Origin of the sequence: Dentiradicibacter hellwigii (genome assembly GCF_041770905.1) — a bacterium.
Taxonomy (GTDB): domain Bacteria; phylum Pseudomonadota; class Gammaproteobacteria; order Burkholderiales; family Rhodocyclaceae; genus Propionivibrio; species Propionivibrio hellwigii.
In genome coordinates this window covers 316228-336195 of the sequence record NZ_JBEUWX010000003.1, presented here as the reverse complement: position 1 = coordinate 336195, position 19968 = coordinate 316228, and the positions used below count along the sequence as shown (strand labels likewise).

At 59.2% G+C, this 19968-nt stretch carries 40 protein-coding genes, 1 tRNA gene and 2 pseudogenes; 3 read left to right on the top strand and 40 right to left on the bottom strand.

Annotation, left to right across the window (positions count from 1 at the left end):
• Positions 1-122: 122 nt before the first annotated feature.
• From ABCS64_RS12595 to ABCS64_RS12480, 24 genes and pseudogenes are all read right to left on the bottom strand, one after another.
• Positions 123-524: a PBECR2 nuclease fold domain-containing protein gene (locus ABCS64_RS12595; RefSeq protein ID WP_418890302.1), complete on the bottom strand. Its 402-nt coding sequence runs from the start codon at positions 522-524 to the stop codon at positions 123-125.
• Positions 506-1510 carry a phage head morphogenesis protein gene (locus ABCS64_RS12590; protein ID WP_418889898.1) on the bottom strand — a complete coding sequence of 335 codons (1005 nt, stop codon included), beginning with the start codon at positions 1508-1510 and terminating at the stop codon, positions 506-508. The genes ABCS64_RS12595 and ABCS64_RS12590 overlap by 19 nt, the downstream gene beginning before the upstream one ends.
• A gap of 3 nt (positions 1511-1513) precedes the next feature.
• Positions 1514-1987, bottom strand: coding sequence for a hypothetical protein (locus tag ABCS64_RS12585; protein ID WP_418892211.1), 474 nt, complete (start codon positions 1985-1987; stop codon positions 1514-1516).
• A gap of 33 nt (positions 1988-2020) precedes the next feature.
• Complete coding sequence (locus ABCS64_RS12580; protein ID WP_418892223.1) at positions 2021-2170, bottom strand: hypothetical protein; 150 nt, start codon at positions 2168-2170, stop codon at positions 2021-2023.
• Positions 2112-2437: pseudogene (locus tag ABCS64_RS12575) on the bottom strand (phage portal protein family protein). Before ABCS64_RS12575 ends, ABCS64_RS12580 begins: the two are co-directional and overlap by 59 nt.
• Positions 2326-3013: pseudogene (locus ABCS64_RS12570) on the bottom strand (phage portal protein family protein). Before ABCS64_RS12570 ends, ABCS64_RS12575 begins: the two co-directional pseudogenes overlap by 112 nt.
• 119 nt (positions 3014-3132) lie before the next feature.
• Positions 3133-3255 carry a hypothetical protein gene (locus tag ABCS64_RS12565; RefSeq protein WP_418892210.1) on the bottom strand — a complete coding sequence of 41 codons (123 nt, stop codon included), beginning with the start codon at positions 3253-3255 and terminating at the stop codon, positions 3133-3135.
• A 2-nt stretch (positions 3256-3257) separates the two neighbouring features.
• The gene (terL, locus tag ABCS64_RS12560; RefSeq protein ID WP_418892209.1) at positions 3258-3557 is read right to left on the bottom strand and encodes a phage terminase large subunit; all 300 of its coding nucleotides are present in this window, start codon (positions 3555-3557) and stop codon (positions 3258-3260) included.
• Positions 3475-3834 carry a phage terminase large subunit gene (gene terL / locus ABCS64_RS12555; protein ID WP_418892208.1) on the bottom strand — a complete coding sequence of 120 codons (360 nt, stop codon included), beginning with the start codon at positions 3832-3834 and terminating at the stop codon, positions 3475-3477. Before terL (ABCS64_RS12555) ends, terL (ABCS64_RS12560) begins: the two co-directional genes overlap by 83 nt.
• 457 nt (positions 3835-4291) lie before the next feature.
• Entirely contained in the window at positions 4292-4648 is a 357-nt protein-coding gene (locus ABCS64_RS12550) for a hypothetical protein (RefSeq protein ID WP_418892207.1), read from the bottom strand.
• A gap of 510 nt (positions 4649-5158) precedes the next feature.
• Positions 5159-5296, bottom strand: coding sequence for a hypothetical protein (locus ABCS64_RS12545; protein ID WP_418892206.1), 138 nt, complete (start codon positions 5294-5296; stop codon positions 5159-5161).
• Positions 5281-5847 (bottom strand): DUF1804 family protein, encoded by a 567-nt coding sequence (locus tag ABCS64_RS12540; protein ID WP_418892205.1) that lies wholly within the window; start codon positions 5845-5847, stop codon positions 5281-5283. Before ABCS64_RS12540 ends, ABCS64_RS12545 begins: the two co-directional genes overlap by 16 nt.
• A 2-nt stretch (positions 5848-5849) precedes the next feature.
• Entirely contained in the window at positions 5850-6005 is a 156-nt protein-coding gene (locus ABCS64_RS12535; protein ID WP_418892204.1) for a hypothetical protein, read from the bottom strand.
• A gap of 95 nt (positions 6006-6100) precedes the next feature.
• Entirely contained in the window at positions 6101-6547 is a 447-nt protein-coding gene (locus ABCS64_RS12530) for a hypothetical protein (protein WP_418892203.1), read from the bottom strand.
• Positions 6544-6783 (bottom strand): TraR/DksA family transcriptional regulator, encoded by a 240-nt coding sequence (locus ABCS64_RS12525; RefSeq protein WP_418890273.1) that lies wholly within the window; start codon positions 6781-6783, stop codon positions 6544-6546. The genes ABCS64_RS12530 and ABCS64_RS12525 overlap by 4 nt, the downstream gene beginning before the upstream one ends.
• A 123-nt stretch (positions 6784-6906) precedes the next feature.
• A complete protein-coding gene (locus ABCS64_RS12520) occupies positions 6907-7290 on the bottom strand; it encodes a hypothetical protein (RefSeq protein ID WP_418892202.1) in 384 nt (127 codons plus the stop codon).
• The gene (locus ABCS64_RS12515; protein ID WP_418889910.1) at positions 7287-7505 is read right to left on the bottom strand and encodes a hypothetical protein; all 219 of its coding nucleotides are present in this window, start codon (positions 7503-7505) and stop codon (positions 7287-7289) included. The genes ABCS64_RS12520 and ABCS64_RS12515 overlap by 4 nt, the downstream gene beginning before the upstream one ends.
• Positions 7502-8002 (bottom strand): glycoside hydrolase family protein, encoded by a 501-nt coding sequence (locus ABCS64_RS12510; RefSeq protein WP_418892201.1) that lies wholly within the window; start codon positions 8000-8002, stop codon positions 7502-7504. The genes ABCS64_RS12515 and ABCS64_RS12510 overlap by 4 nt, the downstream gene beginning before the upstream one ends.
• A 322-nt stretch (positions 8003-8324) precedes the next feature.
• Positions 8325-8765: a Mor transcription activator family protein gene (locus ABCS64_RS12505; protein ID WP_418889913.1), complete on the bottom strand. Its 441-nt coding sequence runs from the start codon at positions 8763-8765 to the stop codon at positions 8325-8327.
• Complete coding sequence (locus ABCS64_RS12500) at positions 8758-9219, bottom strand: phage protein GemA/Gp16 family protein (RefSeq protein WP_418889914.1); 462 nt, start codon at positions 9217-9219, stop codon at positions 8758-8760. The genes ABCS64_RS12505 and ABCS64_RS12500 overlap by 8 nt, the downstream gene beginning before the upstream one ends.
• A 2-nt stretch (positions 9220-9221) precedes the next feature.
• Positions 9222-9434, bottom strand: coding sequence for an ASCH domain-containing protein (locus ABCS64_RS12495; RefSeq protein ID WP_418892200.1), 213 nt, complete (start codon positions 9432-9434; stop codon positions 9222-9224).
• Positions 9418-9765, bottom strand: a complete 348-nt coding sequence (locus ABCS64_RS12490) for a hypothetical protein (protein ID WP_418892199.1) — start codon at positions 9763-9765, stop codon at positions 9418-9420. Before ABCS64_RS12490 ends, ABCS64_RS12495 begins: the two co-directional genes overlap by 17 nt.
• Positions 9766-9769: 4 nt before the next feature.
• Positions 9770-10024, bottom strand: coding sequence for a hypothetical protein (locus ABCS64_RS12485; RefSeq protein WP_418889916.1), 255 nt, complete (start codon positions 10022-10024; stop codon positions 9770-9772).
• A 1-nt stretch (position 10025) separates the two neighbouring features.
• Positions 10026-10562: a TRM11 family methyltransferase gene (locus ABCS64_RS12480; protein ID WP_418889917.1), complete on the bottom strand. Its 537-nt coding sequence runs from the start codon at positions 10560-10562 to the stop codon at positions 10026-10028.
• Positions 10563-10691: 129 nt separating this feature from the next.
• Between ABCS64_RS12480 and ABCS64_RS12475 the strand changes: the two genes are divergently transcribed.
• Positions 10692-10871 (top strand): hypothetical protein, encoded by a 180-nt coding sequence (locus ABCS64_RS12475; RefSeq protein ID WP_418889918.1) that lies wholly within the window; start codon positions 10692-10694, stop codon positions 10869-10871.
• Here ABCS64_RS12475 and ABCS64_RS12470 read toward each other — a convergent pair.
• From ABCS64_RS12470 to ABCS64_RS12405, 14 genes are all read right to left on the bottom strand, one after another.
• Entirely contained in the window at positions 10865-11179 is a 315-nt protein-coding gene (locus ABCS64_RS12470) for an HU family DNA-binding protein (protein ID WP_418889919.1), read from the bottom strand. The genes ABCS64_RS12475 and ABCS64_RS12470 overlap by 7 nt on opposite strands.
• Before the next feature lie 30 nt (positions 11180-11209).
• Positions 11210-11581 (bottom strand): hypothetical protein, encoded by a 372-nt coding sequence (locus ABCS64_RS12465; protein WP_418889920.1) that lies wholly within the window; start codon positions 11579-11581, stop codon positions 11210-11212.
• Complete coding sequence (locus ABCS64_RS12460; RefSeq protein ID WP_418889921.1) at positions 11581-11796, bottom strand: hypothetical protein; 216 nt, start codon at positions 11794-11796, stop codon at positions 11581-11583. The genes ABCS64_RS12465 and ABCS64_RS12460 overlap by 1 nt, the downstream gene beginning before the upstream one ends.
• Positions 11797-12309 carry a host-nuclease inhibitor Gam family protein gene (locus ABCS64_RS12455; protein ID WP_418889922.1) on the bottom strand — a complete coding sequence of 171 codons (513 nt, stop codon included), beginning with the start codon at positions 12307-12309 and terminating at the stop codon, positions 11797-11799.
• 13 nt (positions 12310-12322) lie between these two features.
• On the bottom strand, positions 12323-12547 hold the full coding sequence (locus tag ABCS64_RS12450) for a hypothetical protein (protein ID WP_418889923.1): 225 nt from the start codon (positions 12545-12547) through the stop codon (positions 12323-12325).
• 9 nt (positions 12548-12556) lie between these two features.
• Positions 12557-12811 carry a hypothetical protein gene (locus tag ABCS64_RS12445; RefSeq protein WP_418889924.1) on the bottom strand — a complete coding sequence of 85 codons (255 nt, stop codon included), beginning with the start codon at positions 12809-12811 and terminating at the stop codon, positions 12557-12559.
• Positions 12808-13050 carry a hypothetical protein gene (locus tag ABCS64_RS12440; protein WP_418889925.1) on the bottom strand — a complete coding sequence of 81 codons (243 nt, stop codon included), beginning with the start codon at positions 13048-13050 and terminating at the stop codon, positions 12808-12810. Before ABCS64_RS12440 ends, ABCS64_RS12445 begins: the two co-directional genes overlap by 4 nt.
• Entirely contained in the window at positions 13047-13391 is a 345-nt protein-coding gene (locus tag ABCS64_RS12435) for a hypothetical protein (protein ID WP_418889926.1), read from the bottom strand. The genes ABCS64_RS12440 and ABCS64_RS12435 overlap by 4 nt, the downstream gene beginning before the upstream one ends.
• Complete coding sequence (locus tag ABCS64_RS12430; RefSeq protein ID WP_418889927.1) at positions 13388-13834, bottom strand: hypothetical protein; 447 nt, start codon at positions 13832-13834, stop codon at positions 13388-13390. Before ABCS64_RS12430 ends, ABCS64_RS12435 begins: the two co-directional genes overlap by 4 nt.
• Before the next feature lie 2 nt (positions 13835-13836).
• Positions 13837-14181 carry a hypothetical protein gene (locus ABCS64_RS12425; RefSeq protein WP_418889928.1) on the bottom strand — a complete coding sequence of 115 codons (345 nt, stop codon included), beginning with the start codon at positions 14179-14181 and terminating at the stop codon, positions 13837-13839.
• Positions 14174-14800: a helix-turn-helix domain-containing protein gene (locus tag ABCS64_RS12420; RefSeq protein ID WP_418889929.1), complete on the bottom strand. Its 627-nt coding sequence runs from the start codon at positions 14798-14800 to the stop codon at positions 14174-14176. Before ABCS64_RS12420 ends, ABCS64_RS12425 begins: the two co-directional genes overlap by 8 nt.
• Before the next feature lie 2 nt (positions 14801-14802).
• Positions 14803-15516: an AAA family ATPase gene (locus ABCS64_RS12415; protein ID WP_418889930.1), complete on the bottom strand. Its 714-nt coding sequence runs from the start codon at positions 15514-15516 to the stop codon at positions 14803-14805.
• An 82-nt stretch (positions 15517-15598) separates the two neighbouring features.
• Positions 15599-17575, bottom strand: a complete 1977-nt coding sequence (locus tag ABCS64_RS12410; RefSeq protein ID WP_418889931.1) for a Mu transposase C-terminal domain-containing protein — start codon at positions 17573-17575, stop codon at positions 15599-15601.
• A gap of 134 nt (positions 17576-17709) precedes the next feature.
• Positions 17710-17988 carry a helix-turn-helix domain-containing protein gene (locus ABCS64_RS12405; protein WP_418889932.1) on the bottom strand — a complete coding sequence of 93 codons (279 nt, stop codon included), beginning with the start codon at positions 17986-17988 and terminating at the stop codon, positions 17710-17712.
• Positions 17989-18238: 250 nt separating this feature from the next.
• Here ABCS64_RS12405 and ABCS64_RS12400 point away from each other — a divergent pair, with 250 nt between their 5' ends.
• The gene (locus tag ABCS64_RS12400; protein WP_418889933.1) at positions 18239-18958 is read left to right on the top strand and encodes a S24 family peptidase; all 720 of its coding nucleotides are present in this window, start codon (positions 18239-18241) and stop codon (positions 18956-18958) included.
• Between the two features lie 160 nt (positions 18959-19118).
• Positions 19119-19355, top strand: coding sequence for a hypothetical protein (locus ABCS64_RS12395; RefSeq protein ID WP_418892198.1), 237 nt, complete (start codon positions 19119-19121; stop codon positions 19353-19355).
• On the opposite strand, the gene ABCS64_RS12390 is transcribed toward ABCS64_RS12395, so the two are convergent.
• Both ABCS64_RS12390 and ABCS64_RS12385 read right to left on the bottom strand, forming a co-directional pair.
• Positions 19283-19792 carry an Arm DNA-binding domain-containing protein gene (locus ABCS64_RS12390; RefSeq protein ID WP_418892197.1) on the bottom strand — a complete coding sequence of 170 codons (510 nt, stop codon included), beginning with the start codon at positions 19790-19792 and terminating at the stop codon, positions 19283-19285. The genes ABCS64_RS12395 and ABCS64_RS12390 overlap by 73 nt on opposite strands.
• An 89-nt stretch (positions 19793-19881) precedes the next feature.
• Positions 19882-19957: transfer RNA gene (locus ABCS64_RS12385), tRNA-Phe, on the bottom strand.
• Between the last annotated feature and the right edge of the window lie 11 nt (positions 19958-19968).

The window sequence follows — 19968 nt, the reverse complement described above, 5'->3', positions numbered from 1 at the left end:
GCCATAACGTGGGTTTTAATCCTATGCTGTGGTTAAGCTGATTGCGCCATACAATCGCTCCCGAACCTGCAGCGTCCAAAGGAGCCGCACAGTAAACCCCGGCGAGTCGGCGCTGGGGTTTTTTATTGCCCGGACACTTCTTCCGCTTTCGGTCGACGCCGATAAAGCAAAAACCCCTCACGCTGATCCTCGATATATTTACGGCGCTGCTCGTGCAATCTATTGGGTTTTACGGCCATTACCGTCGATCCCGACCATTCGCCTTTACCTGCCTCAAACACTGACAGTCCATACTGTGTGTCGTCCCCCTCGCCAATTACCCAGCTTTTGATGTAACGGCGCTTGAGGAGCATTTTGCCCGGTTCCATAAAGGACTCTTCCCAGTGCAACCAGATTTCATCCGGGGCTTTGATCGCGTCGGCAAGCAAGCGCATATACGGGCCGCGGCCGTTTTTACTGGCCTTCCACTCTCCGGCAAAATTTTGGAACAAATCCTCATTGATCGTTAACGCCCCCTGCGCCACATCCCGATACACCACGCCCTGACCGATGTCGCGCCAAACTCGGCTAAAAACGCCTTGGCATATTCCGGGTCTGTGAGGCCGTCCGGTAACAGGCGCGAGGCCGGAACCGGCGTCGGCGGCAGCACATCGGGCAGCGCCATCCTCGCCGGAAACGTCGTCGGCAGGTTGTCGAGCGGGGTCGGCGTAAATGATTTGACCCAGCGCGCGCCCGGGTTGTAGTCCCAGCCCTGGTCGGGGATAAATGTTAGGCGCTTGCCCGGATTATCCGGATCGGGGATTGAGATGCCGCGCCGGATGAGCTTGTCGCGGTAAATCTCGCCGGTGCGCTTGTCGGTCGCTTTTTTGCTCGGCTCCTCGTACCCGACGATGCGCACATCACGCTCAACGTGCAGCCCTTTTTGGCGGATGTTGTACTCGGAGAGCGCCCGCACGGTGCAGCGGCAGTTAAAGCCGTTAGGCGGCGCGATCAGCCGCCAGGCGGTCGAGTCGACCGGGAAGACCTTGTTATGCAGCGCCGCATGAGCGCGGCGGGTGCGCCCGTCCATGATGGCGACGTATTGCAGGTACGGACGGTCGGCAGCGTTACTCATAAACGCGCGCCAGCGCCCAGCGGCGTAGGCGGTTTGCATGTTGGTCCGAAATATCGTCCGCAGTCGCTGCGGGCTGCCCTCGCGCACGACCTCGGCCTGACCGTCCTCGCCGACGACGATTTTTTTGCCCCACCATCCCTTTTGTTGCAGGACGGGGGTTAGCTGCTTGACAAACCAGTGCTCGCTTTTGCCCTCGGCGAGCGCCTGATCAAGCCCTGCGCGGATGTCCTGCAGGATGTCCAGGCGAGCGAGCTTGGCGACCGTAAATGCGCGGTCGTGAGCCTCGCGCCAGTTGTCAAACCAGTCCCATGTGATCCGGTACCCTTTGCTCCTAAAAAACGCGATAGCCTCCTCTGGCGGCAGGCCAAAGACGGCAGAGAGATCAATGGCGGCCATCGTTTAACGCGCCTCCTGTGGCGCAGGGAGATCATCCTCCTGCGCGGAGAGTTGCCCCCAGATGTCGGCAACAAAGAGGGCGCGGGCAAAGAGCTCCTCAAGCGCTTTGTCATCCATCTCCGGATACCAGCTCGCCATCTCGATGAGCGCCTCCTCCGGCGCCATGCCGTTTTGCAGTGCATCAAGGACGGGTTTGAGCAGCGGATCAACGATAGCATCCCAGTCGATACTCTCATCAATGGCGCGATCAAGCGAGTCGTCCAGACTCGTTTGCGCATTAATGAGGCCGTCAAACTCACCGGATTTGAGGTCGCGCTCAAGCTGCCGAGCGGTGGCCAGCGCCCGGCGATGGCACGATGCCCAGGCTTGATGCCAGTTTGTACCAGCCGGGAGCGGACGCCATCTGCGCGAGAGTTTTGCCGGATTGGCAGGGTCAGCCGATCCGGTCGGTTGCGGCGCGCCATTATCCTCACCCATACCCTTTGCGCGCGTAAAACGACCTCGTCGTTGTTAGCGCGAGGGATGCGCAGCTGTCATGCGCCCAGTCGGCCGGATCTGCATGCCGATATTGACGAGCGCGGGCAATGCCTCGGCGTATTGCTTAATGTCCTCCACTGCGGCCTGTGTCAAATACCAGGCGCGGGCAGCGGCGCAGTCCATCGACGCCGCCGCGATTTAACGCGAGCAGCGGATAGAGGAGATCGCGTGTAATTGTTGCTGCAATCTCGCGCGCATCGGCGGCAAGGATGTCTCGCGCACCTCGCGGTGCAGTTGCGCATTGCCCCGAGCCGATGCCGGTGGCTTGGTCTCGGCGCTCATCGTCTGGCCAAGGATGGCTTTAGATTCGGATCGCTCGGCCCAATCGACCATCGCCATGTGCGGCGTCGCATCGCCGCCGCCTGAGATTTTGGCGATCTCGATCTGCATGTCGGCGGGCATGATCGCGCGCGCGCATCGTGCCCTAATGCGGTTACGGCGCGCAAGAGGCTCGCCTTGGCCTCCGGATCGGCGCCGGAATAGTATTTGCCGGTAATAATCGGCAGGCCAAAGGTTTCCAGGAGCTCGGCAAAATCCCCGACTGCGTAAGTTTTGTACACAAACGGCCAGCGAGCACGCGATGCAGCCCCTCCGGGCGAGATACCCGGTTTTGGCTTTGCCGTGCGTGTGCACGATCCAGCCAAACGGGGCAAGCGGTGCGCCGTCGACGGAGAGATCGCACAGGCGCAGCTCGCGCCGCGTGGAGTTAAGGCAAAACCACTCCTGCGGGCGCGGATGCATGGCAGGCAGCCACTCGCCGTGGTCACTGCGCCCACTCAAGCTCAACCGCGCAAAGCCATGTCCCACCGCGTCCATTAACGCGAGTATCAGATCCTCAATCGATCGAACGGCGGACGATACTGTCTCGGTCAGCCATTCGGCGTTGGCTTTTTCCGCGGCGGTCGCGTTGCGCGGCGGCTCAATGCTCCACTCAAGGTCAAGCAGAGCTAATTTGCGCTTGGCCATCTCGGCGGCAAGGTGCGCGTCGCGCTCCTCCAATCGGCAAAGATGCGGTGCTGGGCAAAGAGGTTAGCCGGCATCGGCCTCACGCAATGCATCGGCCAGACGCCGCCGGCGTGATACCCTCAAGCAATGCCGGTTAAATACTCGTTATCCAGCGTGCTGATGCGGCTGGTCTGCGGCTCGCGCAGCATCCGCATATCAACCGGGTTGCCGTACTGGTCAAGGATTTTTGTGGTAGTAGCCATCGTTAAATCATCCGTCTTGATGCGCGCGGGTAATCGTCATCAAGGGACGATGCCCGGCGCGGTATGCTGATAAATCCGCTCGTTTGCCCGGCGCCGCTTGAGGCGAGCTCCCAGAGCATGTGCAGCGCATCCGGCCCGTCGTCGTGGTCGGCCTTAGGAAAATGCCGTAACTGCTCAATCAGCGTTGTTTGCGAGGGATGCAGGCGGATGAGGCCGTTTTTAATGTGCGGCTGGAGTGACTCGATACCGCAGGATTTTGTCGGTGTGGGGCGTAACCGGCCTAGCCGGCACCGGCACGCCAAGAATGGCGGAGCGGCGCACGAGCTCCGAAAACAAAAACGCCTGAAACTGCACAGCCTCAACGGCCCAGACGAGGCAGCGATACTCGCGCTGCAGGGCAATCACATCCTCAATGATGCGGTCGGGCAGGCGCTTTTTAATTTGTGCCTCGACGACATCCAGGATGCCGGTGAGCCGATTAAAGCCGCCGACAACAGGGCCGAGGGGTCGCGGCTCGCCCCCGCTTTGCCCAGGACGGGTCGCACGCCCCGTAAAAAGCCAGTCGTTAAGGCGACTCACCCAAAACTGGATGCAGTTTGCAAAGGGCGCATTGTCGCCGGCGACCGGTCGTTTTGATACTCGCTGTCAAACGTGTCATGCCCGTCACGGGCGCGGATTTTCATAAGGACTTCGAGGGGCGCGCGGCCCAGGAGACAGAGCCCCCGCGTCCATCGCCTCGCGGTGGAGCGCGTAAAACGCTTCGGCCCCCGCCTCGCCCTCGTTGCGCAATCGCTCCTCCCAGGTCCCACAGGGCCATATTGTCCGGCCAGCGGATGAGCGCCTTAAACTTGGCGTGCGCCACATCGGATTACTCAGCGTGCGGTTTAGCACCGGAGTCGTAGTGCAGGATGGTGCCGATGTAGACCACATCGTATTTGGAATCCGCGCCGCCTAATGCAGCACGGTTTTTTTAAGCCAGCTCTCCAACTTGTCGCGCTGCTCGGGGTTGCGCACCTGCTCGTCGTTCTCGATGTCATCAAGTACACAAAGGTCGGGACGATACGGGCAGTGGCGCAGACCGCGCATTTTTTTGCCCCGAGCCAAACACCTGCACCTTGGCATTGCTGCGCGTGATGATCGTGCCGGCGTTCCAGATGCTCCCTCGACCGGTCGCGTCGGGGAAATCCATCATCAATCGCGGGTTAAACTCAAGCTCGGCCTTGATCGCCTCAAGCATCGGATAGGCCTGATCGATGCTATCCATGACAATGACCGGGTAGCGTTTGCGGCCAGTGACCAGACACCAGAGGACAAATAACTGAGAGACCAGCGTCGATTTAGCCTCTCCGCGTGGCGCGGCGATGGCATCGGCGGCGCTTTTGATTTGTCCCACGATCTCGGGCAGGAGGCTTGTAGAGGTATTTGTGCAGCTCCGGACTCCGCCGGGCTCCGCACATAATGCGGAAAATAGACGCGCGTAAAAAACCTAAAATCCTCGCGCGCCTGAGCAATACGCCGCGTCGCGCTCGGCCGGGTCCGGCGAAAAACCCGAAACCTCGGCCTCAAATCCGCTGGCGCAGTTGCGCCGCGTAGGCGGCAAGATCGTTGATCGCCTCGCGGCGGATGTTTTTTGGGGCCTCTCATGGCCGTTTTGCGCCCCCGGTGCGACGCCATAGGCGACGCTGGCCAGCGGCGACGCATCGCCTCGCGCACTGTCCATTGAGGTAAGCGTTGCCCAGGCCATGACGTAGCCGCAGGCGCTTAACGCACGCGGGGCGTGTGACATGCTCCGCAACATGCCGCGCAGCGCAAAAGATGCCGCCCAAGAGGCGCACAATCGCGCGATACAGGGCGATTAATACCGCGTCCAACTGGTCACACAGGCAAAGCAAAAAAAAGCTCATCAGCGCGCTCCTTGTGCGTTGTCATCGATAATCTCAACGGTGCGGTAGCGCTTGCCGTAAGCCTTAAAGTACCCCTGACGCAGGGTCTGGTCGACGGCCGACTGCGCGCCACAAAGCACGCCTAAAAGTATCCCCACGCCAAACGCGACCAGGCATAACAGCCCGCTGACAAATCCGACCAAACAGCTCCATCGCTCTCTCCTCTTAACGTTGCCCCGCCGCCCACAGCTTCATCCGCCGACAGGGCGGCCTCGGCCTGCGCCGGGTGTAGCCTGATAAACAGATCAACAAACCCCTTGATCGCGCCCGTCTCGACCGCCAGGCGGTCAGCCTCGGGCATCAGGTTTTTGGCGGCCGCACGCAGCTTAGCGATGGCGTCTCCCAAGGTCGCCACGGTCTGCACGACCTCGGCCGGATCGCTGATCTCGTCGATGCGCTCCAGCAGCGCCTCGCAACGGATGAGACCGGCGGAGACCACGCGCCCCATCGCTTGCTCAATGCCGCCGCCGGCGACGATGAGCGATGCCGCCCTAAATTTGTCCCAGTCATCGCCCTCACGCTTTGCCGCGTTAAACCTGTTACGCGCCGTGCCGTAGGGCACGCCGGTTTTATCGGCGGCCACCTCAAGCGGCAGTCCGCCTATGTAGGCGGCGCGCAGCTCCAGTCGTTTTTCCGGGGGGTGGGCCATGCTTACGCCCCCGGAAACTTGGCGCGTAGCGCCGCCACATCGCGCCCGCGCTCGGTAATCTGCGCGAGCTCGCCGTTAAAACGGACGAGCCCCATCTCGACGAGCCAGTCAATATCCGCACGGATGAGATCCAGACTTGCCGCGATGCCGTGCACCACATCAAGCTCTGCGCGCAGGCGCGTTAAGCCGATGGCCGGCTCAAAGCGATGGTGGCGAGCAGTGATTTACGGCGTCCTTGCCTCGCTCTCGGTCATTACTGCATCCCTTGGTAGTGATCTGGTTGAGGATGAGGGCGCACGTTGTCGCCAACCGCGTGCGACTCGCCGCGCAGCTCGGAGAGGCCCTCGGCCACCTCGTTGATGCGGTCATAGATGTCGGAGAGTTCACGCTGGCCGACGCCGTGCTTGACCTCAGACTCCACGCGCGACAAGCGTCCCTCCATCGCCGAGAGCGACTCGCCGCATGTCAAACTCCATCTTATCGATGCCGCTCGGTATGCGCGCGCCCCATCGCAAGCTGCTCGTCGAGCGTCATTGCGCAGGCCCTGCGATCCCTCAATGCGCGCGCGCTCCTGCGCCTCAAAGCGCGTATCCAAGCGCTTGTCAATCTGGGCAAGCAAGAGCTTGCCAAAGCCCGCCACGCAGCCAAAAAACCCTAAGAGCAGCGAGACGAGCTGCCAAATATCTACCGTAATCATCATTTGACCACCCCCCGTTTTTGCGCGCTCTCCAAAATCTCCTGACAACGCACGCAGGTTGTCACGCCCGGCAGCGCACGCAGGCGCGAGCGCGGGATCATCTCCTCGCACAACCGGCAATAGCCCGGCGCGCCCTCGACCATCGTGCCGGTGACGGCATAGCGATCCTTATGCGCCACCAATGCGGCGCGTCTAAACAACTCCTCGCGCTCGGATGCGCGATCAATGATGTCGCTCACTGCCGTCCCTCCTCGTAGTCAATCAGGGCGTCGAGCCGGGCGCGACAGAGCTCGTATTGCGATCCGACCTCGGCGGCCCACTGAGCGACGTCGGTATCGGAGGCAGCTGCTCCATGCGCTGCATCAGGTGCGCCGGCGGTTTTTCGGCAGGGCATCATCTGCGCCGGCGTGACGATTGCCGGCGTTGTTGAGCAGGCGGACAGTGCGAGCATCAAGGCAAGCGCGACCGCGGGTTGAGCGGGTGATCTCATTGCGTAACTCCTCTCGGGTTTTGGTGAGGCGAGATTCGGCGGTGAGCAGCTCTTGCGAGAGTTTCTCGCCGCGCTCAGTCTCGGTTTTTAGCCGTGCGTTAATGGCCTCAAGGGCGGATGCGCGCGCCTCCTGCGCATCGCGCTCAATGCGCAGGATTTGCGCCTTGCACTCTTTTTGGGCCGATGTGTAGCCAGTCACTACGCCGACCACGCAGGAGAGGCAGATGCTCGCCAAGACAAGGACAAAACCGTTCATACAGCACCTCCGGGCCGTGTCTTTAACGCGCGCAGGCGCTCGGCATACTCATCACGCAGGCGATCTCTATCGCGTCCGATGAGATACGGGATGCGATTTTGCGCGGCTTTTCGTAATGCCTCCGGGCTATCGGCCTTGGCGATCTCGCGCGAGAGGCACCCGGCGTGCATGGCCGACAAGGTCGGGTTGCTGGCGATCCGTCTGGCTCCGCTCATCGCGCCGGCTCCTGCCCCAGACAGATGCGCGTCCATTTCAAACGGCTCGTCCAGACGCCGCCGCAAAAATCGTGGTTCCAGGGCAATGAGCAGTCGCGTTTTTGGACAAATCTAAAATCAAGGATGGTCTCGCAGGCGCCCTCATAGTCGCCGGCGGCCAGTTTGCGCGGGATGCTTGAGCGGCAAACTGCGGTCGCCCCCACGTTATACGAGAGATAGACATAGGCGTCATACTCGTACTGATGCAGAGGGACAGTGATGCAGTCTTTGAGGATCGCCTCTTTGACGGCCACATCGCGCACGGCAAGCTCTACCGCTGCCGTCGGCGTGATCGTCTCGCCTGCTTTAACCGGCGTGCCGTCAGCATGCCGCGTGCTGCCAAAACCAACGGTGGCCACATCCCCGGGCACAGGCGATCGCGCTGTGCCGATAAACCCCTCAGTCGCCACCAGCGCGGCAAAGCCAGCAGCCGAAGAGCGAGAGCGCGGCCATAACAATGCGGTTGCGGCTCATTGCGCACCTCCTTGTTGTGCGGCGTCATGATGGGCGTGCGTGAGCGTGCAGGGCGTGTCATTGCGCCAGAGACGCGCGCGGGCCTCGCAGTCGGGCGCAACACGGCAATAGCCGTATCCGCAAGCGTTGAGGCGTCGTAATGGCGGCACGTCCCGCAGCGCCGCCTGGTGTTTGGTGTGGTGGTGTCCATGCGCGAGAGATTACGCGCGCGCGCAAGGCCGGATAAGGCGGGCGGCCGTCAGGGGGATAGTATTATTTGGTGCGGGAGAGCGGGGAGCAGATGCGCCGGCAGACTCACCGGCGCGATCAGAACAAGGCCGCCTGGCGCGGCGCATCCTCGGCCGTGGATTGGGCGAGGATGGTCCAGATGGTGCGCTCGGTCATCTGGTAACGACGAGCGAGTGTACTACACGAGTCGCCGCGCGCGCGGTCGCGGCGGATGGCGCGGTTGCGCAGCTCACGGGTTAAGGATGCGGCCATAGGCACGTCAAAATGCTCCAGCCCCCCGTAATTGTCGATCAGCCGGATGGCGGCCTGGTGTCCCAGCAGTTTGACGAGCGGATGCTCAGGATCGTAACGACGCGGGACATACAGACGCCGCCCGCCATAGACGCGCGAGAGCGTCAATGCCGCCGGCAGGCCGATCAATTCGGCAATCTCGCGCAGCGCGCCGGGCAATAAGCCCAGATCGACGTTATCGACAGGATCGTCGTTGGCCGCAGCGTTAATGCACGCACGCTCAGTCATGGGCGGCACGCTCCTTATAGCGGATGGTGCGCTCAAGCGCGCTTGAGACCTTGCCAAGCTGTGCGAGGCTCAAAAACTCAAAGCGCGAGACCTGCGGATAGATGCGCCGGCCTACTGCGTAGGCATACGGCCAGCCCTGGCCGAGGGTTTTAAGTTGCACGGCGATTTTGGCCTCGATTGCCTCTTTGCTCTGCGCCAGCGGTCGGTGCCGTGTCGGCAGGCGCTTTGCGCCCGGATACGGATCGATGCCTGACGCTTTGAGGCACGAGGCCATATGATCAAGCAATTTTTTACGGCCCAGCGCGTCGAGGCTTGAGGCCGATTTAACGCCGCAGACCGACATGACGAGGTCGCGGTAGGCGGCATCATCCAGCTTAAGCTGTGCCTTGCAGATGTGGATTTTGGCGAGCTCGCTTTTGCGCAGCGCGTCAGCCGTGCGGATAGCAGATGCCATAGTCACACCCTCACAAACTCGATTACAAACACGTGCGGGTTTGCGGCCCACGATCCGGCGCCGTAGAGGGCCTCCCAAAAGCTGCGGTACTCGGCGACCGGGTCGTCGGTTGGCGCTACGCCCTCTGCCAGGCAGTCCGCCGCGCTAATGTCCTGTAGATGCTCGATACGCACGCCGGTGATTTCCAGACTGATCCGGCTAGCCCAGCGCGGCATGTGGATTGATGGCGTCCAGCGCCCCCACTTCGTACGTCATAAATTGCGTACGCACCCGCCGATGTTCGCCGTCCGCACGATAAACAACGCGAGGGACATCCCAGTGATAGGAGTGGAACGCCTCACGCACCCATAGCCGGTCGCCTTTGCGACCAAGCGGGCAATTTACAGCACCCGTCCCCGCTTTTATTTCGCCGACAACCTCCTCAACAGATAACCACTCTCCATACGGGTGCTTCATTGGTTTGACTGGTCGCCTCGTCTGCGTCTTATGTCCGCCCAGGATGGCGCGCACCATCGGCGCCGAAAAAAGGATGGGTCGCTCTTGCATGTCATCAATCCTCGCGGGTACGGATGATCGGGGTTTTTAGGGGGGCGCTGACAAACAACGGCCAGGCCGGCTCATAATCCGGGTTGATGCAGCTGCAAAGCCAAAAACAAAGGCCGTAGATTGCATCGCTCACCGTCATCAGCCAGGCGAGCGACCAGTGCCGCGGATCGCAATAAGGCGCGGGAGAGTCAATCTCGGCAAGGTAGATCGGGCACAGCCCAAACCAACCCTTATGTGTGTAGATAATCGATTTACCCATGTCACTCCCCATCTCCATCCGTATCCATATGCCGCATAAATACGAGCCAATGCGTTAATCCCTTACGGCCGCTAATGTGTCCAAACAGCGGCTCAACCGGGCACAGCGCCAGCACATCTTTTACTTTTATCTGCGCCTCGCTCCACTTAAAAATCAGGATGCCGCCGTGCCCGAGCACGCGCAGGCACTCGGCAAACCCCTGTCTGATGTCATCACGCCAGTTATCCGATAGCTTGCCGTATTTGGCGGCCAGCCAGCTTTTTGCGCCGGCGCGGACAAGATGCGGCGGATCAAAAACCACTAGCCTAAATTGCCCGTCCGGATACGGCAGGCTCCTAAAATCCAGCAGTACATCCGGCTCGATCATCAGTATGCGCGTGCCGTCAGGATTGCCATGACTCCTATCCGTGACGGTAATTTTTTGGCGGCGGATGTCACCAAAAATTACCCGCGGATTTTTACGATCAAGCCACATCATGCGGCTGCCGCAACAGGGGTCGAGTATGGGCTGATGCGCACTGACAACCGATTTGTCCACGTTATTACTCCGACATCATCCAGCCGATCAGCGCGATGCACAGCGGCAGCGCGCACCACACCACAAAATCAATCAGATTTGCGTCTGTCATTGTTTGTCCTCCTCGTTAAACAGCCTGCCGGACGGCGCTTGGCGTTAATCCAAGCGCCGTCGAACCGGCTATCTGCCAGCCTGTTGCTCCAGGGCTTTGATGAGCGCCTCGCACTCGTCCTCGCTTACCCCGTGCTGGTTGGCAAAACCGACAAAACGGGACCAGTGCTCGCCCAAAAAATCGGCCAGTACGCCGTATTTAAAATCACCCATCATTGATCCTCCTCTTGCCCTGCGACCATCGCTTTTAACGTGGCGCTTGGCGTAAATTTGGGTTGTTTTTTGGCGGGGATGGTCATGGTTTCGCCCGTTGCGGGGTTGCGCCCGGTGCGCGCTGCACGCTCGCGCACCGAGAATTTGCCGAGCCCCGAAAACGGCACCTCACAGCCCTCACGCAGTGATTGGCTGATAACGTAAGATGCCGCGTTAATGACCTGCTTTGCAGTGACTTTTGAGGTGCTGCTCATCTCGGCAACAGCGCTGATAAAATCGTTTTGCGTCAGTTTTAAGTGTTTCTCATTTTTCATATTGCTCTCCTTTTTTGGGTTAAAAACGGGTTAGTTGAGGGTGTGGGTCTGCGCTGGGTCAGCGCTCTGTACGCCCTTATCACGCAGATAGTCACGTACCCGGTCGGTCTCGGCGTCAGTGAGGCCGAGGGCGCGCGCAGCCTCGGTCACGTTATAAAGCGGCCTGCCGTTGTCATCGCACCGCGTCGGCGCAGGCAGTTGTTTGATGACACGCCCGGCCAGCTCGGTGAGGATGCAAAACATGAGCGGCAGGCTAGTGGGCGAGGTGTCTTGCGTGGAGATAATCACCTCAATCATCGCGCCTGCCAGCGCCGCATCGTCAAGTTCGGGGCGATCTTTGAGCAACGCCCTTTTAACGGCTGTTGTGATAATGCGGCGGCGCATGTCGCGGGTGTCGTCCATCACTCGTCCTCCTTGGGCGCGACGCCAGCGCTGACAATCTTCCCCCCATCTTGATATACGAGATTGACCATGCGTAAGGCTGTCACATGCACCAGATGAGGGTCGTCGGGATCGCAGCGCGGTGTGCAGCGCAAGTTAATCCGGATGATGCCATCTGCGCCCTCAGTGATCGTGATCGTCGCCTTTGGCGCTTGTGTGTTTGGCTGGCTTGTCATTTATGCCTCCTGTATATCGACCTCAAAGGGCGCGATCGTAAAATCCTCAACGCCTGTAACAATGCTGATGCCTGCGATGCCCGCAACCGCGGCCGGCTCGGCCAGCATCGCCTCTTTATTTGGCGTTTCCGCCGTGCGGATAAACCGATGCAGGCCGAGGGCGCGCAGCTTATCCAGCACTTTGTCCGCCGCCCGGATCGACACCGACGGCGGGCGCTGCCGCCACGAGACCTCGCCGGTCACGAGGTTGGCGGTCTTGCCGCCGCCCGGACATAGCGCCGCGCGGTTGGCGGCGCACCAGGTGGCGATACCCTCAGTCAGCCCCTCGATACGTTGTTTGAGCGCGTCGATCTTGTCCTGACGCATGGCCGTAGCCTCGGCCAGCGCGTCGTTGATCTCAGTGTTGAGACGCAGCAGCTCGCGCTGGGCCGCGCCTAACTCGCTGATAGCCTCAATCGTCTGCTCGCGTGACTGGCAGGCATGGACAATCGCGGCGGTTTTGGTCTTTCTCATGTGTTGCCCCTCATCAAGACAAATAAAAAGTATCAAAACGCATCCCCTGGAGCATTCTGCCGAGGCGCGCGGTAACCGATTCGGGGATCGTTAGCACGGCCTCGCCGTCGCAGAAAAATGTTATTCGCATATCGTCGTGCAGGACAAACTTGCACTCGCCCCCAATCTCCTCGGGCGGTATGGCGTCCGGCGAAATCTGGTCGCCAGACGCGGGGATGGTGGTAACTTTTGTAGCCATATCGGCCTCCTATGTGGTTGTGGGTTGTTGGGCGTATTGATACAGACAGTAGTGTTGTCGGGAGTTTTTGCGGGCACAATCAATACGCCCTGCCCGGTATAGACGTTTGATCTCCCGGTCAATCAGCGCACTGTCGTACTGCAACCGCCTCGCAAGCTGGTAGATGCTCAGCGGTTTTGCGGATCGCTCCAGGATGTCGAGGATCTGATCGGCAAGCGAGCGCTCATTTACAAGTTGAGCGAGCTGGATGCTCAACAGACTCATAGCCGACCTCCGCAGGTGACATGCACGCTCTCGCAGCCGATCAGGCGGCGGTGCGGGTTGTGATCGACAACGATCTCGCTGGGGAGATTGGCCTGTCCGACCGCCACGTGCTGGATATGGCACCCCATCGCGCGTAGTTGACGCACGGCCTCGTTAGCCTCACGCAAGCGCCAGATGTAACCATCATTAAGCACACGTGGTGTACGGCGCACGTCGGCAATGTGGGTAATGCTGCTCATGCCGTCACCTCCGTCCAGTTGATGCGCACGCCATTTTTACGGTCGTCCGCCTCAAAATCGGCAACCTCGCCATCGACGGTCCGGCCTACTGAGCGCCGCATGTACTCCCCAGCAAACAAGGCAAACGTTTTTGGGCCGGACTGGACCATAATGTCCGGCGGCTCGCCGATATCCAAAATCACCGAGTAACCCAAAACCCGGATACCGTGTGATCTCAGCCACTCTGTTGATTTTTTAAGACGGCTCAAGGCGTCAAACGCATCGGACACGACAAAACCTTTTGTGGCGGCACGGCGCTGTAGCATGCGTGTCCGGCGGGCGCGTAGAGATGTGTGGGTCATTGCAGCACCTCCGGAGCCAGGTTGATTTCGTACGGCTCAAATCCGTATTGCGTTTTTTTGGCTGCGGCCAGGTGCGCCGCCGCATCAATGCAGTATCCGCCCAGGACAACCGTGCGGCCATTTAGCAGCGCACGCACGGCCGACCAGGTCTTTTTGTAGGCCTGTTTGTTGGCGGGGGTTACCGATAGGCGGAGCGCATCCCTAAAATAGGCATCATCATCAAACCCCTCGACAAAGCAGCCTCCGCGCTGCCAGTCATATAGGTCCAAGCAGACGGCCAGCAGATTTTTACCTGTGGGATGCTCTATGCAGTAGCAGCGCTCATCGCTATACATGCAGCGTATCCAGTTGGTCGGCTCAGCGCCTATGTTTTGCTGGATGTTATGCAACGCGGCAATCTCATTTTTAATGAGGGTTTGTGTATTGGTGTTGGTTTGCATCATGATTACTCCGCATGTTTGTTTGGGCACGTGTGGCAACGCACCCAGATGGTCATTTTGTAGGGGTTGTGGCTGGGGGCAGGCCCCGAGGAGATACGCCGGCAATCGCTGTAGGCAATCGGCTCGCCGGTTGCCGGACACACCGGGATGGTGTGCAGGCAGTCAATTACCCGCTGGATCATCGGCTCGGACAGATCCAGCTTGTCGTTAGGCGAGAGCGTGCGGGAGAGCAGCGACCGGCATACGCCCAGCTGCGCCGCCACCCCTGCTTTGCCGCGCGGATGCGCGCGGACGGCATCGGCGAGCAGTTGCTGCGCAAACGCGCGGCGATCAGTAATGGTCTCAGCCATAGATCGCGTCCTCATCAGAGACCGGCGCTTGCCAGACGATCTTGTCGACGTTGGGGTCGTAGACCGTCCGTGTCTTGCAGATGACCGGCGGCCTCGGCCCGGTGTTGCACGAGGAGATCAGGCGGTAACGCGCGAGCGCGCAACGCTGGGCCGACACGCCCTTGCCAGGCAAAGTCACCTCGAGATAGCCAGCTTTTTTGAGGGTTTTGAGGTACTCGTTAGCAGTGCCAAACGCCACAGGGATGCGCGGCGTGCTGGCGTGCGCTGCAAGCTCGCGGGCATTGGTGTCTCCTCGCATCATGCGCAGCGTCCGCCACATCTGCTCCTGCACAAGTCCTCGCGTGCAGCGCGAGCCGTCTGTGCGTAGGCGCGGGGCCTCGACGCCCTCATCGTTAATGAGTCGATAATGTTTGCGTGCGCCCGGTGTCTGACGCACCATTTTGACGATGCCTGCGTGCTCGAGTGACTGGATGTAACTTGACAATGTGCTGCCGTCGATCCCGGAGAGACCTGCGATCTGCACGCGCGTCCACTCGGCGTCACGCTGGGCGCGGATGGCCTCCCAAACGCGCTGGCGCGGCCCTTTGCCGCCGGCATAGGTAGTTACAGGTTTGCGCACGATTACGCCCCCCTGCGCGGCGCTTCGCCCGTGTAGAGCGGGCGTTCACCCCACTCGGCCATGCCGACCGACTGCCATCCCTCCATCCCCGCCGTCTCTTTGATCTGGTGGAGATTGACGCATACCCGGCGCACCGATCCGTGCGAGATGCTGACCAGATGTTGCAGCAAGTCTGGCTGTACTTTGACCCCCGGGCAGTAGATCGGCACCAGCAGCTGTGCATCTTTTTCGGTGACGCCTCTCGCGGGGATCCACGAGAGGACGCGGCTATGGAACCGCTCCCAGCGCTTGAGCTTTTGTGGCAACATCTCCTCGCCGATAATGAGCAGCGAGCCGCGCGACCCCTCGTAGATGTCGCGCACCAGCTCGATCATGGCATCCGAGTGGGTGGCATAATCAAACTCGTCAATAATGAGCAGGCGGCGCGAGACCGAGAGTTGGTCGGTGATCTGGTCAAGCATTTTTGGCAGCGTGCCAAGCGGTTTGATGCCGATCTCAAGCAGGATTTTTTCAAGGAGCGTCTTGCGCGTCCAAGCCGAGCGCATCTGGACAAAGTAAGCGCGGTGCTCGTTAGCCACCGCCATTGAGGCGGTGGTTTTGCCAAACCCGGCCGGGCCGTAGAGCGCGGCAATGCCGGGTAGGCCCGCCGTGCGGTCAGCCGTCCGGGCAAACTGCCGGACAATGCTCAGGTTGTGTAGATTTGCTGTTTGCGTCATAATTTAATAACTCCGTTTGTCGTAGTAATTGCAGGTTGTTGGTCCCAGCCTGCGCCCTAAACCGGCCGTTGCGTATCTGGCATTACGCAGCGGCCTGTTTTTTTGGGATGAGGTGCCTCAATCCCAGATAATCCAGATGCGATGATCCCTGCATCGTTGTCGGCCACGTCTCGATAAACCGGGCATCCACATCCCGCAGGATTTCGCCGTTTTGTTGGCGTTGTCGCAGCTCGCACCACTCCGCATAGTTGTCCTCGGCCGATCGCTCAGAGCGCGGCGGTTTTGCGGCCGGTTGCTCAGTCTCAAGAGGCATCGCCGCGTTAATCATCGCCGGCGCATCGTGCAGATTGAGCGGTTCGGCGGGCGCGTCGATCAGCATTTGGTCGATCTCGGCAGCCTCAATAACGCGACCGCCAATGACAAGGGTTTGCGCCGGCGCTACCTCAATTGCCGCCGCGCCGTGCAGCTCGTCGAGGATGTCGTCACGCTTAACGTCGATGCGCGCCAAACGCGCTTTGGCGCGTTGGTCGCGGGCCTGCTCGATAACGGCAACGGGGTAGTAATTGCGACGGTTGCCGTTAACCTCGGCCGTACCGATAAACCGACCATCCGGCAGATAGACCCACACATAGCGGGGGTCGTGGATGTCAAAGGCGACATGCACCAGCGACCCGTTAAGCTCCTCAAATTCGCGGCAAAAGTAGAGGTTATTAAATATTTGTATTTCGCCTCGGCGCAGGGTACGAGCAACGCGCGGCCTAAACAGCGTGATGACCTCGTCGCCCTCGACCCTTATCGGCGACCAGCCGCGCGCCTCATGATTGCGCCAGCACAGATCGGGCGAGACGCCGCCGAGAGAGCGGTGCGGCGCGGCGTTGTAAGCGGCAACGGCCTCCTCGCAAAACTCGACAAAGAGCTGCCAAGGCATGAGCGGCATAGCGCCACCGTGTTTTATCGCCGCCCGCGTTAATTTGTAGTGAGCAAGGCGCGCCTGGCGATCCATGACATGCCCCATGTAGGACGGCAGCCGTTTTGCCGAGCGCACCCAGATTGTCTGGTGCGCGCGCTCAATGACGCCGCGCGCCTGGCTGTTATAAGGGATTGAGTGACGTACCGTAATGCCCAGGCGGCCAAGCAAGCCAAGCGCTGTATCCTCAAGGTAGGCATTTTTGTACCCCGATCCGTTGTCCGAGTAGATCATGGCCGGGATGCCGTGTTTTTGGACAGCGGAGCGCAGGGCATCCGCGACGGCCATGCTCGACTCGGCCAAATCTACCGACCAACCGACCGCCCGGCGGGTAGCAATATCGATATATGTTGTGATCTCCGGCCGAAACGCTTTGCCCGTAAATGGATGCTGCACCTCTGCGTCAAACGTGTGTCCATCAGGCGACCAGATGTCATTGGGCAAGAGGGCTGCAAAATCACGGCGGACAAATGGCTGGATGTTGCGCAGCTCGCGCTCTCCCATGCGTCCGCGCTCGCGGGTTACTGCCCCTAATTTGCCCACAAACCGGCGCACCTGCCACTCGCTCGGCAGATCGCCCGCATACTCGGCAGCAAACTGGCGGTAGGCATCGGACAGGCTTGGTTTTTGTGGCTGTTGATAGTGAGCCAAAAATGCCCGCGCCCAGACCGGCACGACAAAATCCTTTTGCGGCATGCCCGGTGCCAGATCGTCGGCATCCAGCCAGCGGCGCAGGGTGCGCGGCGTCGGCAAGTCACCGCGTGAGCTGCCACGGCGATCACGTGCGATATGCAGCATCCGCGTCAATATGGGGTCAAGCGTGCCGCGCTGGGCGTCACAAATCAGGCTGACCGATGCCTCATGCAGGCTGCATCCCAGATTGGCCATTGTTTTATGGATCGCCGCGCGGATACCCGACCGTGCGTCGCGGATCGCGCGCTGATCGTGCGTTAATGACAGCTCGTTACATTGCGCCACGGGCGGAGCAGTAATCTCAGAGACCAAGGCGGGCAGCACATCCGTCTGCATTTTGTGCTGTTTGATCGCATTACGGACGGCCTTGGGCAGTTTGTCGATCTCGTAGAGGCGCATGCGACCGCCGCGGACAGGGGCCTCATGATACGGCCACGAGTCATTGATAGCCCGACGCTCGGCGGATCGTTTAGAGATGGTTAGGGCCTGGGCAATGTCGCTAATTGAGCATGTGCTCATTTTTTAGTCCTTTGCTATGCATGAGCACCAAGGCGTGATGCCCGCGCGCCGCGCAGGCCGCGAGGGCGTTTTGTGCCGTCAGCAAAGTAACGGGACGGCCAGATTTCCTGCACAGGTACGCCTAGCGCATCGGCAATGCGCCGTTCGTTTAACGGATAGCTATTACTGAGGGCAAACGAGAACGAGGATGAGCTTTTGATCCCGTAATGCGCGGCTAGCCCGATAAGCGTCCATCCACGCTTCTCTAGGGCGGCTTTTATATCTGCTGGGTGCCAATCTTTTTTGCATACCATTTTGTATCGTTTCCTATAATGGTTAAACTAACCATATTGCTGGTTGATGTTTTATATTACACAGCACAATTTTTCGTATGTCAAGAGTTTTTTCAGTATTTTTTTACGTGTCGCGCTTTCAAGATACGACAAAAAGTGCGTATATAAATTTACCGCTTAATAATCAAAGCGCTACGAAGTGCGACATACATTGCAAAGTGCGGCGTGATGTGTCGCACTTTCGCCCAGGAAGCGCGACATGAACATATCTATGCGACTTAAAGAGGCAAGGGCTAGACTTGGATTGAGCCAAAAAGACGCCGCAGAACAATCTGGCGTATCAGCAAGAGGGTATCAAGGCTACGAAGACGGCAGGAGTATCCCAGGAGGAGACGCTATAGCAGGATTAGTGCGCTTAGGTATTAACGCTAACTGGTTGCTGACTGGTGAGGGCGAGATGTTTAACGCTCCGCGACACCAGCCCGCGCCAAAAATACAGGCCGATACGCCATATCAAGCCGGGGCAGCAACGGTACTATCGGTGCAAGAGGCGACAGCATCGGGACGTTACATAGCGCTGCCGCTGCATAATGACGTTCGCGCAGCCGCAGGGCACGGCGCAGTTGTCGGTAGTGAGGAGGCCGACGACTCGTTAATGTTCCGTGAGGATTGGATCAAACACGAGCTGCGGATGCAGCCTAAAGATTTGGTGCTGATTCGTGTGGCGGGCGAGTCAATGTTGCCTACATTGCGCGATGGAGACGTTATTCTGATTAATCAGAGTCTCACCCAGCCGGACACAGATGGCATATATATTATGCGGATGGGTGATATGCTCCTCGTTAAGCGGCTTCAATTATTGCCCGGCGGGCAAATAAGCGTTATCAGTGATAACCCGACATATAGACCCTGGACGCTGGACATAAGCAAGATGGCTGAGGGAGACGTGGCAATTATTGGCCGGGTAGTGTGGGCAGGGACGCGGTTTTAATTTCTGTTTATTCCCGGCGCATTTTTGGACAAAAAATGCGCAAAATTTTTTAAAAAGTGCCCGTTTTTTTGCAAAATTAATGTGCGGCAAATTTTCTGGCGGATCGCCCTGAGTTCCGCATCAAATGGGCGTTTCCGCTGACTCGCCCTGATTAATCCTGTTGGACAAAACGATCACCACCCCACACGGCGCCGTCAAAATGCGCCAGTTCTCCAATGACAATTCGGCCAGATTCCTTGAGGAAATGAAGCAGAAAGGCGTTGCGATCAACGAGGTGGACGCCAGCGTTTTTCGTGAAAAAATGCGTCCGATCGTCGAAAAGCCTTACATCGAGAAAAATGGCGATGCCTGGCTGAAGAAGATCAATGCCTCGCTGGCTGAAAAGCCGAAAAAATAAGTAGAAATAGCGCCTAGGGGGTTTAGAAAAAACGGCCTCTGCAAGGGGGCCGTTAAAAAACGCGGAGAGTTTTCCATCATAAGGAAGAACCGGAGAAAAAACCGCTGTTGCACTCTGTGATTTCTCATTTTATCCGGGCCAATTCCATTGGCTAGCTTGCGAGCCGTGTCACGCTGTTCTCGCGCTTCCTTGAGAGTTACATCGGGATAGACACCATGCGCCAGCAATTTTTCGCTATCGTTGAAGCGGCATTTTTGCCGCCAGTCAGTATTTCTCGTCAGCAGGCGTAATAAAGAGAAATAGCTTTTTTCCTTAGCCAGCTTGGCCGCCTTGGGGCTGAGCTTGGCATTGCGTACCACCGTATCCGCGAGCGCCATCGGGAATATATGGCGGTATGTCAATATACCCGCATACCCACGGATTTTGATGGATCGCATAAAACACCGTCGGAATGGAAAAAGGCCGTAACCCTTGTATTCGCTTGGGGTTGCCGGCCTTTATCAGACTGCTTCGGAAGTGTTGGTGGTGGTGGTCAGGGGCAGAATCGAACTGCCGACACGTGGATTTTCAGTCCACTGCTCTACCAACTGAGCTACCTGACCATTGCAAGAGA